13 protein-coding genes and 1 riboswitch are annotated in these 13,932 nt (G+C 45.0%); of the genes, 6 read left to right on the top strand and 7 right to left on the bottom strand.

All coding sequences use genetic code 11. The features are described from left to right. Window positions 1–76: 76 nt before the first annotated feature. The 3 genes from IX91_RS16755 to IX91_RS16745 are packed head-to-tail and all read right to left on the bottom strand — an operon-like array spanning window position 77 to window position 3,035. On the bottom strand, window positions 77–1,024 hold the full coding sequence (locus IX91_RS16755; RefSeq protein WP_004746122.1) for a LysR family transcriptional regulator: 948 nt from the start codon (window positions 1,022–1,024) through the stop codon (window positions 77–79). Further along, window positions 1,021–1,653, bottom strand: a complete 633-nt coding sequence (locus tag IX91_RS16750; RefSeq protein WP_004746123.1) for a response regulator — start codon at window positions 1,651–1,653, stop codon at window positions 1,021–1,023. Before IX91_RS16750 ends, IX91_RS16755 begins: the two co-directional genes overlap by 4 nt. Further along, window positions 1,650–3,035: a cache domain-containing protein gene (locus IX91_RS16745; protein WP_004746124.1), complete on the bottom strand. Its 1,386-nt coding sequence runs from the start codon at window positions 3,033–3,035 to the stop codon at window positions 1,650–1,652. The genes IX91_RS16750 and IX91_RS16745 overlap by 4 nt, the downstream gene beginning before the upstream one ends. A 214-nt stretch (window positions 3,036–3,249) precedes the next feature. Here IX91_RS16745 and IX91_RS16740 point away from each other — a divergent pair, with 214 nt between their 5' ends. The 4 genes from IX91_RS16740 to IX91_RS16725 all read left to right on the top strand — a co-directional run bounded on the left by IX91_RS16740 (window position 3,250) and on the right by IX91_RS16725 (window position 7,310). After that, complete coding sequence (locus IX91_RS16740) at window positions 3,250–4,323, top strand: TRAP transporter substrate-binding protein (protein WP_004746125.1); 1,074 nt, start codon at window positions 3,250–3,252, stop codon at window positions 4,321–4,323. A gap of 226 nt (window positions 4,324–4,549) precedes the next feature. Next, complete coding sequence (locus IX91_RS16735) at window positions 4,550–5,107, top strand: TRAP transporter small permease subunit (RefSeq protein WP_004746126.1); 558 nt, start codon at window positions 4,550–4,552, stop codon at window positions 5,105–5,107. After that, a complete protein-coding gene (locus tag IX91_RS16730; protein WP_004746127.1) occupies window positions 5,094–6,479 on the top strand; it encodes a TRAP transporter large permease in 1,386 nt (461 codons plus the stop codon). Before IX91_RS16735 ends, IX91_RS16730 begins: the two co-directional genes overlap by 14 nt. 144 nt (window positions 6,480–6,623) lie before the next feature. After that, entirely contained in the window at window positions 6,624–7,310 is a 687-nt protein-coding gene (locus IX91_RS16725; protein WP_004746128.1) for a hypothetical protein, read from the top strand. A 66-nt stretch (window positions 7,311–7,376) separates the two neighbouring features. Here IX91_RS16725 and IX91_RS16720 read toward each other — a convergent pair whose 3' ends face one another. Together IX91_RS16720 and IX91_RS16715 are read right to left on the bottom strand one after the other, a co-directional pair. After that, the gene (locus IX91_RS16720; RefSeq protein WP_004746129.1) at window positions 7,377–7,805 is read right to left on the bottom strand and encodes a hypothetical protein; all 429 of its coding nucleotides are present in this window, start codon (window positions 7,803–7,805) and stop codon (window positions 7,377–7,379) included. Window positions 7,806–7,807: 2 nt separating this feature from the next. Next, window positions 7,808–8,197, bottom strand: a complete 390-nt coding sequence (locus IX91_RS16715; RefSeq protein ID WP_004746130.1) for a VOC family protein — start codon at window positions 8,195–8,197, stop codon at window positions 7,808–7,810. A 202-nt stretch (window positions 8,198–8,399) separates the two neighbouring features. Continuing rightward, a riboswitch (FMN riboswitch) is annotated at window positions 8,400–8,547 on the top strand. Between the two features lie 120 nt (window positions 8,548–8,667). Between IX91_RS16715 and ribB the strand changes: the two genes are divergently transcribed. Together ribB and IX91_RS16705 are read left to right on the top strand one after the other, a co-directional pair. Continuing rightward, the gene (ribB, locus tag IX91_RS16710) at window positions 8,668–9,324 is read left to right on the top strand and encodes a 3,4-dihydroxy-2-butanone-4-phosphate synthase (protein WP_004746131.1); all 657 of its coding nucleotides are present in this window, start codon (window positions 8,668–8,670) and stop codon (window positions 9,322–9,324) included. Window positions 9,325–9,376: 52 nt separating this feature from the next. After that, window positions 9,377–9,931, top strand: coding sequence for a nucleotidyltransferase family protein (locus IX91_RS16705; protein ID WP_004746132.1), 555 nt, complete (start codon window positions 9,377–9,379; stop codon window positions 9,929–9,931). On the opposite strand, the gene IX91_RS16700 is transcribed toward IX91_RS16705, so the two are convergent. After that, a complete protein-coding gene (locus IX91_RS16700) occupies window positions 9,928–12,387 on the bottom strand; it encodes a bifunctional diguanylate cyclase/phosphodiesterase (RefSeq protein ID WP_236642944.1) in 2,460 nt (819 codons plus the stop codon). The two genes, IX91_RS16705 and IX91_RS16700, sit on opposite strands and share 4 nt — an antisense overlap. Window positions 12,388–12,621: 234 nt before the next feature. Next, window positions 12,622–13,821 (bottom strand): sugar efflux transporter, encoded by a 1,200-nt coding sequence (locus tag IX91_RS16695; RefSeq protein ID WP_004746134.1) that lies wholly within the window; start codon window positions 13,819–13,821, stop codon window positions 12,622–12,624. Window positions 13,822–13,932 lie beyond the last annotated feature (111 nt).

Below are 13,932 nucleotides of genomic sequence, written 5' to 3'. Positions count from 1 at the left end.
AAATCAGCTTAGTTCCTGTCGGCGCTGTTGTTAATTGCACAAATAGGGATTGTGAATTTCATATTAGGAATAGTTTTTAGCTAGGGGAGTGAGCGGTGCAGATCTCTTCGACCCTCTGATAGAGGTACTGTTTAAAGCCGAGGCAACGTTCTGGCATTGGCGTTCTTGGGCGGAAAAACAGGTCGATATCAAAACTCGCGCACTGGTAATCTTGCATGATGTGTTGCAGCTCGCCGTCTTGAATCTGCTTGCTCACCAAGGAATGAGGTAGATAAGCAATCCCAGCATTTTCTAGGGCGAGATCAAGCAGCATTTCGCTGTTGTCACACTCTAGAGTGTCTTGAATGGTGGCTATCTCCGTTTCTCCATCACGCTCAAAACACCATCGGTTTCCTCCAACCAAGGTTCGCGCATATAGGCAACGATGCTGACCAAGTTCATTGGGATTTTCGGGTATACCATGTTTAGTAAGGTAATGAGGAGAGGCGCATAAGTATAAGGGCTCACGCAGCAGCCGCTTACGCACAAGTAACGAATCTTGTTCTGGTTCACCGTCATAACTGGCGCTGGCACGAAACGCAAAGTCGATACTGAGTGGATCAAACTCTCCTGCCTCAATAAAGATCTTAAAGTTCACCTGTGGGTGCATTTCAATATACTCGGCGACAATCTTGGTCAGATATTGACGTGCAAATAAGGGGGTGGAAGAGAGCTTTATCTCACCACGTTGCTCTTCCGCTAGATTTTGCACCTCTTCACACAAGCTATGAATATCGGGCAATAGCGGAGAAAAACGCTCATAAAGTAATTGGCCTGCTTGAGTGGCGATCAACTGCCGTGTACTTCGTTTAATCAGCTCGACAGACATTGCTTGTTCAAGCTCTTTAACCCACCGACTGCCCGCCGCAGGAGAAATACCTTGTTGAATGGACGCCTCACGAAAAGAGCCAAATCGAATCACGGCACAAAAAAAGACTATCTTATCCAGAATAGGCTGTCGGCTTGAAAGCAGATTCGTTGTCATTCACTCACCAACCCTTTTTGCAGAGCGAGTTTGACCAACGCGGCTGTTGAGGTAGCGCCGAGCTTCTTTTTGATTCGGAGTCGATGCGTTTCTACCGTACGAACACTGATATGAAGCGAGTCGGCAATATCTTTATTGCACGCGCCATTAACAATCGCCTTCAGCACATCTGACTCGCGGTTAGTTAGCGTATCGTCTTTTGGCTCTGGCTTATCGTTTATCTGCTCAAGCAATCGATCTGATGCCTGAGGACACAAATAAGAACGCCCTTGCGCCACTTGGTTGATTGCCATGACCAACTCTTCAGAACCCACATCTTTGAGCACATACCCTTTCGCCCCTGCTTTGACAGAGCGAACGACATAGTCTCGGCTATCGTGCATCGACAACATAATCACTGCCGTGCGTGAATGGCTTTTTTCTAGCTTCTCTAAGACTTCAATCCCATTGAGGCCCGGCATATTAATATCGAGCAACAACACATCGGGCTTCAGTGACAGTGTGGTGTCCAGTGCATCGATACCTGTTCCCACACAAGCGAGGATATCTAGGTTGTCTTCCCTTTCAAGTCGCGACTTTAGCCCATCCTGCATCAAACGATGATCGTCGGCTAATACAAGTCTAATCATACAAACTCCATGTTTAAGCTCACTCGTACTTCTGTACCTTGTCCCTGCTCACTGGTTACGGCAAATGTGCCACCAATCGCCTGAATCCTTTCCTTCATATTCTGCAATCCCATATGTTCAAATATAGGTTGTTTGCGCTTTCCTGATTTTAGTTTCTTGGCCGGAATACCGACCCCGTCATCACTAACGGTTAAAATCAACATTCTGCCTTCTCTTTGCATAATCACATCGACGCCTTGTGCATTGGCGTGTTTTTCGACGTTATGCAGTGCCTCTTGCACAACCCGATACAAGGTCGTTTCTACTTCTGGTAAAAACTCCTCTCCATCTATATCGTGTTCGAACACGAGCTCTAACTGCGTACGCTCTCTTAGCTCGTTAATATAGGCTTCAATCCCCGCCACCAACCCTAAGTCATCCAATTGCGGTGGGCGTAAATCACGCGAAATTCTTCTTAATTCAACAATCGCCTGCTCCATCGCGTTTTTACTCGCATCGAGCTCGAGTTCTTTTTTCTCTTCATTCGTTTCTTGGGAAACATTGTCTAAACGGTATTTAGCGGCGACCAACAACTGGTTGACGCCGTCATGCAGCTCTCGCGATACGCGGCGACGTTCATTCTCTTGCGAATCGATAATCTGTTGATTCAATACGCTTAACTGTTGATTCGCTAATCGGCGAACATTGAGATTGAGTGAAGCACCCAAAGCAGCAATTACAGATACGGCAACAAACACCAAACCAAACAAGGCGCTACTGGTTTTGCCAACATTCTGGTCAAAGCCGTTTTGCATATGCTCGACTTGTCGCTCAATATCGTCGAGATAGACCCCTGTCCCTACCATCCACTGCCATTTATCAAGCGAGACTGCATAGCTCAGCTTGGGTAAGGGTTCTTTCTTCGATGGCTTATGCCATAGGTAATCGACAAAACCGCCACCGTTTTTTCCTGCTTGGATGAGCTCTTGCAGCAATTTTTTGCCTTGAACATCTTCTACGTTCCACCAGTTCTTGCCTATTCTATCTGTTTGATATGGCAACACGAGCGCATCGCCTTCCCAGGTATAGGCAAAGAAATAACCATCACTGCCATATGTGAGGCTGCTCAACTTTTCGGCAACAATTTGCTTGGCTAGCTCCTCAGTTAACGAGTCATCTAGGTAGTAAGGCTCGATACTTTTGACTGCCATTTCTACGTACTGTTTTAATTCTTGCTTTTTGACCGCGAGGACATTATTTCGGGTCAAGGCAACCTGCTCCTCAACTAGCTGTTTTGCTTGACTAAATAGGATGCTAGCAACAATCACCACTACGATAATTAATGGAACTATCGATAGTAGAATGATGTTGAGTGTCAGCCTTCTGTTACTTACAAATCCCATTTCGCCATCCATGCTTGTACGTAGTTTTACTGAAACTTTATTCGGAAAATTGCACTTAATACCGACTAAATTTGCGCAATTCTCCCAATAGAGAGCAATAAATCCCCTCTCTAAACTTAAGCTCAAATGTAACATTGCATTAACACAAATTACTACGCGATGTTCACATTTCTCAATATTGACAAGGAACTCAGCTTAACAAGGAGACACCCCCATGAACCTTAAGAAAGTTGCCATCGCTACTGCACTCACTCTTGCAGCATCAGGTCTTTCTATCAGCGCTCATGCCGCAGATAAAAAGGTACTACTGAAAACCCCAATCGCTTTTGGTAGCCACTTACCTGCTCTTGGTACACCGATTCAATGGTACGCCGATCACATCACCAAAACCTCGGGCGGTACGATCAAAATGAAGATCTATGAGCCAGGTAAGTTGGTCAATCCAGCTGAGATCTTAGACGCTGTGTCTACAGGTAAGGTCAACTCAGGTTATTCAACTGCTGGTTACTGGCAAGGTAAACTTCCTGCATCCGCACTTTTCTCAGCAGTACCATTTGGCCCAGAAGCGGGGGAATACATGGCGTGGCTGTTCTTCGGCAACGGACTAAAGCTCTATCAAGAGATGTATGACCAAGGTGGCTACAACGTAAAAGTGATGCCTTGTGCGATCATTTCCCCTGAAACATCGGGTTGGTTCCGTAAACCTATCGAGAAGCCAGAGGACCTAAAAGGCCTTAACATGCGCTTCTTCGGCCTTGGCGCATCGGTGATGGAAAAACTTGGCGTTGGTACGGTTCAACTACCAGGTGGTGAGATCTTCGGCGCTCTAGAGAAGGGAGCGATTGATGCTTCAGAATTCTCTCAGCCTGCTATTGACCAGCGTTTAGGTTTCCACAAAGTGGCTAAGTACAACTACTTCCCGGGCTGGCACCAACAATCGACCGTATTCGAGCTGCTGATCAACAAAGATACGTGGAACAAGATGAGTGACACTCAACAAGCTGCGGTTGAAACCACTTGTATGGCAACCATGACTTACTCAATTGCAGAAGGTGAAGCACTGCAATTTGCTGCGATGGAAAAAGCTAAGGAAAACGGAGTAGAGATTCGTTACTGGAACAAAGAAATGCTCAGCCTGTTTAAGAATACTTGGCTAGAAGTGGTTGATGAGAAAAAAGCCGCCGACCCATTCTTCGATAAAGTCTGGAGTGACCTAAGCACCTTCCGTGAAGGATACGCGCTGTGGGCAGCCAACGGCTTCTTACCTCGTGAAACCCAAAGCCAATAAGCTTACGTTAATTGGTTATACCAATCGGGATAAATAGGTGATCAGATAATTGCGCAGGAAAAATCGCTTAGAGCAAGGCATAGATTGCAGCTAGCTAGTTGATCTACCTTCAAAATCTATAACGACGCTATCAGCGATTTTAACTAGCAAGAATGAACAGATATTTATTCTGGTTGGTATTAAAGGCCGACGTGAAAACGTCGGCCATGGTTGTAAGGAGTAACCAATGAGCAAAGTGTTGTATTCAACCCCGACGGTCCCTATGTACTGCCACATTGAACGCTTAATCACCACCGCAAGTAAGGCCTTGGCTTGGACGAACCTAGCCCTAGTTGCAGTGATCATCATTCAGGTAGTGCTGAGAAAAGTCTTCTCCAATGGCCAAATCGCGCTTGAAGAGTTGCAATGGCACCTGTACGCAACGGCGGTAATGTTTGGTACCGCTTACGCGCAAATATCCAACCTACATGTACGCGTCGATCTGTTTTATCACAAGTTCTCGGAACGTAAAAAAGCACTCGTCGATCTAATTGGTCTAACCCTGCTAGCGATACCTTTTGTCGCGATTGTGATTCTTCACTCTTATGATTTCGCTTATGAGTCTTGGCGCGTGAATGAAAGTTCTGCGTCCCCATCCGGACTGCCTTATCGCTGGCTTATCAAAAGCGTTATCCCACTCAGTTTTACGATGTTACTGCTGTCGATGCTGGCGAGAATTCTGCGCAATTTAGAAACTTTGTTTGGCGGCGAACAATCAAAAGGAGCAAATCATGGAAGCGAATGAATGGATTGTGATCGCCATGTTTGGCTCGTTTATCCTGTTACTGTTTACCGGCATTCCAGTTGCGTACGTACTTGGCGGTATTGGCGTTGTGTTTGCGGCAGTGGGATATTTCGCGGATATCTATCTCGATACTTTTACTGGCCTCGATTACACCAGTTTAGGTTTGGTGGTTAACCGTATCTACAAGATCATGGACAACTGGATCTTGGTTGCCCTGCCTATGTTTATCTTCATGGGTAACATGCTCGATAAATCAGGAATCGCAGAAAAGCTTATGGCTTCAATGCAGGCTCTGTTTGGTAAGGTGCATGGTGGCTTAGCGATTACTGTAATGGCAATTGGTATCATCTTAGCGGCTTCTACTGGAATCATCGGTGCCTCTGTGGTGCTGTTAACCGTGATGTCACTGCCAAGCATGATGCGTCAGGGCTATCACCTACCTCTTGCTCTCGGCACGGTCGCATCGGCAGGGACGCTGGGTATTTTACTTCCCCCATCCATTATGCTCGTGATCATGGCGGATCAACTTGGTCTCTCGGTCGGTGACTTGTTTATGGGTGCCATTATGCCGGGTCTGCTACTGGGAAGTTTGTACATCATCTATATTCTGGTAGTAGGTAAGATGAACCCAGACAAAGCCCCTGTCCCAGAAGATGTCGAGCCCGTCGATTGGAGCTTGATTCTGCAAGTCTTCAAAGACATCACGCCAACCGTCATGCTGATCTTCTGTGTACTAGGTTCGATATTCGCTGGAGTCGCTACGCCAACTGAAGCATCCGGCATTGGAGCAATGGGGGCGACTATGCTCGCGGCTTACAATAAGAAGCTTAACTTCAAAGTACTGAAAGAGGTTCTACTGTCATCATACGGCACTACGGCTTACATCTTTATGATCTTCTTAGGCGCTTCTTGTTTTGCTCTAGTGCTGCGAGAATTAGGCGGGGATGAACTGATTGAGTCATTCTTAAGCGGCTTACCGTTTGGTCCTTATGGCATTATCGCTTTCATTTTGATGATCGTCTTCCTGCTTGGCTTCTTCCTTGATTGGATTGAAATCACCTTGATTGCGCTGCCACTACTCGCGCCAGTCATCGCAAGCCTAGGAATTGAACTGGATGGTCACGGTGTGGTGGATAACCCAAGCTTGGTTTGGTTCGTGATGTTGGTAGCTATGGCGCTGCAAACGAGCTTCCTAACCCCACCGGTTGGCTTTGCGTTGTTCTACCTGAAAGGGGTTTGCCCAGAGGGTGTCGCACTAAAAGATATCTACCGCGGCGTTATTCCGTTTATCGCCATTCAGTTGGTCGCACTTATCTGTTTGGTTGTTTGGCCGCAGTTAGTTCTTTGGTTCCCGAGTGTTGCCTACGGTTAACCTTGTTTGCAAAGTATAGTAACCCAAAAGCCAACTCATTTGTTTGAGTTGGCTTTTTATTTGATATCAAAACATTTATTCAAAATGCTAAGTAGCGCGTATACTAGGGCTTAGACCCAACATCACACTACAGAGACAACTTGGATGAAAAACAAACTCATTGCCACAGCATTAATCTCAGGCTCACTATCTTTGTTTGGCTGCTCATCAACTGGCGACATCGAAAATGCGGCCGATAAAAATGCTGATGCCCAGATTGCAGGATGGGTAGACTCACAGATTTTAGCCCCAGAAGGACTCTCGCTAGCCACTGACAATATCGAATATCTATCAGGGAAAGCGGACTTAAACAGCGATGGTAATCCCGAGTATTTTGTTCTAATTCAAGATCCTTACTTTTGTGGCAGCGGCGGCTGTAGTGCGACCATCTTCGATAATGCAGGCAACATCATCACCAACATGACAGTCACCGATACGTCAATCTTACTCGCTGATAGCTACCGCAGTGGTTGGCGAGACTTTATCGTTTGGAGTAATGGCGCATACCGACTGATGAGCTTCAACGGAGAGTCTTACCCAAGTAACCCATCTGTAGAGCCAGTGATCGATCTCGAAGCACAACGACAAAGTGCCATGGAGAAAGTCATGGCAATGGAGCTTTATCAACAAGATGGTTACGATATTAAAGCGGTTTATGATGTCGAGATTTGGGCACCGGCCGAAGAGTTTCGCTTCACCTTCAAGCATTACGGTGATCCCGACTTCACCTACCATGCAAAAGTAAATCAAGCTACTGGCGAAGTAGATGTTCATACCGAGCCAGTTAAGTAAGCTAAACAGGGCTACCAAACACCATTGGCAGCCCTAAATAGGCACAACTCACCAGTAAAGGTTTCCCTATTTAATCTGCGACAGCTTAAGATAGGAGTGGAGCTCGCCATTCTTGCGTTCTACCGCAGAATGAATATTGATCTCAGCGTTACCGACAATGTAAAAACTGTAGGTATTCTCCCCTTTGTAGATCTCTACCAAGACGAGCCCCTCATTCAATCTCCACTTCCCCGTAGTATGGAAACGGTCAAACAATCGATACTCGTCTAAAGTACCATCACAATGAAAAGCGACTTCGGTAATGTAGCCACCAGTGCAGGTCTTCATCCAATGATTGCCCACAACATCGTCAAGTGTAAGTTCACGCTTACCTTCAAGCCAATGTAGATACTCACTACTCTGCATTTGCGTTGGTGATAAGGCTTCTTTGTTCACCAAGGCTTGCGGCTCTGCTTCCCGATTAAATAGTTGCAGTAAAACCTTATCTTTATCCATCTCTATACCGTTAGTTCTAGTCGATTACCATCTGGGTCAAACACACAGCTTTCGTAGTAGCCATCGCCAGTATGCCTTGGACCGTCAACTCTCTCATACCCATCCGCGACTAAGCGAGCCGTTAACTCGTCAACAGCCTGTTCACTACCCAATGAAATCGCAAAATGAATCAGGCCCGTAAACTGTTCATACAAATCATCTTTTGATTCCGGAACGCCTTCCATCTCCATTAGCTCTAGTCTGCAGCCGCTATCAAAGGATAGAAAGTACGAAGAAAACTTCTTGCTTGGGTTATGGTACTTTTCGTTGGCCTTCGCATCAAAGTACTTAGTGTAAAACTCTTTAAGCACTTCAAGTTGTTTTGTCCAGATTGCGATATGTTCGATTTTCATCACTTTGCCTCTTTAGTCTCGATAATCATCAGATTAAAGACGAACAAGGTTGGAAAAAAGAGATGAAATTAAAGGCGAGATTTTCCCATTATCACCTCCTTTTTAGCTTACAAACTAAGCGCTTAAATCATAGCTTTCTTGGCACGATATTGATTTCCCTGTCAAAACCGATACAATCTCTGCGCTATTTAAGCAAACGTTTATTTATTCTCAGGGCGGGGCGAAATTCCCCACCGGCGGTATTCCCTTCAAAGTTTAGGGTGAGCCCGCGAGCGCTCGATACGTCGAGGTCAGCAGATCTGGTGAAAACCCAGAGCCGACGGTTAAAGTCCGGATGAGAGAGAATGAAAACACACCATCATGCAAAGATCGGTTGATCTAAGTGTGTCGTGGTGCATTTCGTTTTGGCTGGGGTTTTATACCTCAGTGCTCATGTATGCCCTGATTCTGGTGATATTTAGGAGTTAACCATGAATCAGTCATCTCTACTTGCCGAGTTCGGCGAACCAATTACTCGCGTTGAAAACGCACTTATTGCTCTTAAACAGGGCCGTGGCGTGCTTTTGCTTGACGATGAAGATCGTGAAAATGAAGGCGACATTATTTATTCAGTTGAATCACTCACAACGCAGCAAATGGCGTTAATGATTCGCGAGTGCAGCGGTATCGTATGTTTATGCCTACCAGAAGAGCAAGCAGACCGCCTTGAACTGACCCCAATGGTTGAAAACAACAACAGCGCAAACCAAACTGCGTTTACGGTTTCAATTGAAGCGAAAGTGGGTGTGACAACAGGTGTTTCCGCACAAGACCGCGTTACTACTATCAAGACTGCCGCAAACCCGACAGCGCAACCTTCAGACTTAGCAAGACCTGGCCACGTCTTCCCACTGCGTGCGCGCAAAGGTGGTGTACTTACTCGCCGTGGTCATACTGAAGGCACAATCGATCTCATGCAGATGGCAGGTCTTCAGCCAGCAGGCGTACTTTGCGAAGTGACAAACCCAGACGGTAGCATGGCGAAAACACCAGAAATCGTCGCCTTTGGTAAGCTACATAATATGCCAGTACTGACCATTGAAGATATGGTGATGTACCGCCAGCAGTTTGAGCAAAAACTCGCTTAATGAGATAAAGCCAAGTGTTTTAGCACTTGGCTTTTTTGATTGAGACTACCCGATGCAACACGCGCCCTTTGAAAAGCAGTTGATAGACCTTATTCAAGCAGATTCCTTACGTACTCAAGCTCTAAAGTGCGTTGCTGAACTCTGTCTACCTGATTGCTATATTGCAGCTGGATTTGTGCGAAATTTAGTGTGGGACTCATTACACCATCAACCTGAGCCAACACCGTTAAATGACGTTGACGTCATCTATTTCGATAGCAGTGAATCAAACTCAGACAGCTACCTCGAATATGAACAACAACTAAGACTACAGATGCCAAATTTAAACTGGCAGGTTAGAAACCAAGCATTGATGCATATTCGGAATGGAGATGCACCATACCGAAATTCGGTTGATGCGATGGGCTACTGGCCGGAAAAAGAAACCGCCATAGGAATTAGACTAAACGATAAACTTGAATATGAATGCGTTTCTGCATTCGGTTTAGACTCACTGTTTGAACTAAAAATATCTCACAACCCTGCGCGACCGAAAAAACTATTCGTGAGTAGAATTGAGGAGAAAAACTGGCTTGCAACATGGCCCTTGCTTGAAGTGACGTTCTAAGCTTGCTCCCGCTCTTGCAGCCACACATTTAGCGCTTCAACAGGAATGGGTTTAGAGAAGTAATAACCTTGGACGCAGTTGCAACCGTATGAACTTAGCATCATGTGTTGCTCTTTTGTTTCGACCCCTTCTGCCACCACTTTAATTTGGTAAGTCTCTCCGATTGCCAAGATAGCTTTGATCAATGCATTGCTTTGCGCGTTGTCCGTTAAATTAGCGATAAAGCTCTTATCAATCTTTAACTCGTCAATAGTGAACTGATTAAGATGGCTCAAGCAAGAGTAGCCTGTGCCAAAGTCATCCAGTGAAATGCTGAATCCATGTGACTGCAATCGAGCAATGATAGGTGTCACTCTCTCCAAATCATGAATAAAAATACTTTCCGTTACTTCAAGCATTATTCGCTTGGTGGTTATTCCAACCTCTTCCGTGATCGCAAGTAGACTTTCAACAAATCCGTCGAGCAGCAGCTGTTTAGGAGAAACATTGATAGAAACATTTAACCCCTCACCGCCATTACCCGGTAAATGGCAAATATCTTCACAGGCTTTCCTGAACACAAACAGCCCTATTTCGTTGATCATTCCATTCTCTTCTGCAAGAGGAATGAAGACATCCGGTGGAACAAATCCGTGTTTTTTCGAATTCCATCGGACTAAGGCTTCAACACCCACCGTTTCTCCGCGTGCAGTGCATATTTGGGGCTGATACACCACGCTAAGTTCCTGACGGCGCAGCGCATGTTTTAGTTGTTGTTCAATTTGATACTCATCTTTGATCTGTTGATTAATCTCATGATCAAAGAAAAGGATGCTGCCTTTCTTATTTTGCTTAGAACGGTAAAGGACCATGTCTGCATTGGTGATTAAGGTTTCTGCGCTATCACTGTCACATGGATACATACTGACACCGATGCTGCAATCGGCTGTCAGTAAGCGTCCATCAATGATCAAAGGCTCATCGAACACGCTTTTGACTGCCGATGTTTTCGCTATTGCATGCTGCTTATCGTCTAACGCTGGGAAACAGAAAATAAACTCATCGCCACCGAAACGAGCCACTGAGTCTTGAGGTTCAAGCAGTGATTCGAACTTACGACTTAAGCACTCTAAAAGCTTGTCTCCCACAGAGTGTCCATAAAGATCGTTAACTTTTTTAAAGTCATCTAAATCCAAGAAGATAACGGCAAGCTTTTTCTGGCTATCTTTCGATTGTTTGATTCCCGTTTCAATTTGCTCTATCAGAGCAGAGCGGTTGGATAACCCTGTTAGTGGGTCATGCAGCGCCATGTACTGCATTTGGTTTTTGGACTCTTCTAAGCGTTCAAAGTCATCGGTAATCCGTTGTTGGAACTTGCCAAAACGCTTCACAATAATATGGCTTGCTACAAAGCTCAGTCCAACCATGAGCAACGTTGAGGCTAAGCTAATAAGAACGAGGTTAATTAACTGCTGGTTGTGGCTGTCTTCAAGTATCTCTTGCTGCTTCTCTATGTAACGATTAACTTCGTTGATCGGAAACGAGGCCCCGATATACCAGCCCCAAGGATTAAACTGCCTCAAATAGGCAATTTTGGAATTTGCGCTGACTTGTTCAATTGGAGGCTCAATGAAATCGCCTTGCGCGAAATCACGACGAGTGAGTTTCTGCCAAGCTTTAGCCAATTGACCGTCGAGTTGATAAACATTCTTTCCAACCAAATCAGAGTTTTCATGCACTAAAATGACGCCATCGGCATCAAAGATAAACACCTTTTCTTCTTGGTTAGATTGGTAATCAGCAATACTTGTAATCAAGGCGGATTTTACGTCTCCCTCTACATCAGCTACGTATTCACCCGTTCCTATAAACCAGTCATACGGCTCAAAGGCTTTACCAAAACCTATCTTTTCAAATTCTTGTGTGGCAGGGAAGCCCGGCTTTTGGTACCACCAGCGATAAAAAGCTTCTCCGTCATTCTGCTGTATCAGCTTGATATGCTCTCTTAAGATATAGGTGCCTTTAATATCGACAGCATTCCACGCCGAATTACCTTCTATTTGCGGCTTAAGGGCGTGCATTACGTTGATACCGTCCATCTGAAAGATGAAGAAGTAACCTCGATTATTATAGAAGCGAATAGGCTTGAGGGCATCAGAGATCATTTTCTTGATCTCTGATTTATTTTTATTCGGGTTATTTTGGAAGATACTTACGGCGATTTGATGAGCTTCATCAACTCTTTGCTTTGCCTGACTTTTTAACTCTGATACCGTTTGTGCCTGACGATAAACAACTCGGTTGTAAACCTGCTCCACTTGCTCAAAGATCACTTGCTTTTGGTGATCCAACATATTGCTTCGTAACGATTCAACACTAAGGCGTGCTTTTTCCTTACTGTCGCTGATAAACACCAACATGATGACAGTCGCAAACAAAGCAACAATCAAGGTGGGTACATATCGAATTAACAGCACCAGTTTTCTATCGTTAAGAGACGCCAATTCCAACAACCATAAATATTATAGATATATTTAATAACTATACTTCAAACTATCTCCCACAATATAAAACAGTACTAAAGTTGAGCACTTGGTTAACTTTTGAACTAGAAAAGAGAACTCCATCAAACTCAAGATTGCAAATAACATCTTGTATTGTAAGGAATGTTGCCGTCCATCAACTCTCTCTATAAATCATTTACTACCTAATTAAGACACCTTTGCCTGCTTCAGTTCATCGCCACTGCTATTCAACTTTATATTGAATAACACTAACAGGATGAGCGCAGCCAAGGTTCCACCTAAGGAGACATATAAGGTACTGTAATAATTGTATAGTTCACCGACAACGCCGACAGAAAGGCTCGCTACTAGCATGCTGATATTTAGCATATTGGAGAACAAAGTTGATGCTGTTCCTAATCTATCTCGCATCATGTCTTGCAGAACCACCATGCCCAATGTGGCGCAAATACCGATAAAGAACCCATTCAATAGTTGAGCAGCTAACATGGCCTCAAAGCTTGTGTTGGTCAGCATCACCGCATAAAAAAGCGTACCACTGGTAATACCCATAAGCAGTAGTTTTACCGTCCCTACTTTCTCCGACAAGCGCCCAGCCCAAAGCATCACAGGGATCTCACATAGTGCGCCAGCACCAAATAAAAAGCCCAACCAGTTAGGGTCAACTTGTAACTCTTGCGAGAGATAGAGAGGCATACTGGTGATATAGAGATTGTTAGCGCCAAAAGCGACAACCAGCACTAGGCAATACAATGAAATCAAGCCACCTTTACCTTTCGAACTCGGTTTTGTCGGGTCTTCTTCTAACTCTTCGGCAGACGTTTTACATGAAGGTAAGAAAAACATGATCACTAAGATACCGACAGCGACAATGACAGCAGATGTACTAAATGCCGCGCCAAAACCAAAGGTCGCTTTAAGCATAAAAGCGATAGGCGGTCCGAACACCCACGCAATGGCAATACCTGCACGCATGGTCGACAGGAATGTTGTGCTATCTTCAACGTTATCATCCGCGTACTCGCGCCCCATGGCGAATAGCTGTCCAAACGCCGCACCACCGAAGCTGCCAAACAGTGTGGCTATTGTGACCCCCATCCAATAGTCTCGGATAAAGATAAAGCTCACTACGGTCACCAAGTAACAGGTCAACGAAACAACTAAGATCGTTTTTCGTTGCCAGTTCTTGTCAGATTGAGCAGCCAGCAGCTGTGAGACGACAACGGAACTCACCACTGCGAGCACCATATATAAGCTCAACATCATTGGCGAGGCGCCAAGCTGTTCGACGATAAATAAGCTCGAAAGTGGGTAAAAAAACGCACCACATAAGCCTGTTACAAATGCGGTGAAAATAAATAATAGAGCAATTTTATCTTTGTACATGATGAGCCAACTCGTGCGATGTAATGTCTTTAACTTATCGCTAGTTTAATCAAACCGATGCCTATCAATTGATAGTATTCGAGCCACCTCTAATACTATTCCTTCAATATC

Source organism: Vibrio tubiashii ATCC 19109, from assembly GCF_000772105.1.
Classification (GTDB): Bacteria; Pseudomonadota; Gammaproteobacteria; order Enterobacterales; family Vibrionaceae; genus Vibrio; species Vibrio tubiashii.
The sequence above is the reverse complement of the archived record's forward strand: the minus strand, read 5'-3'. Positions and strand labels throughout refer to the sequence as shown.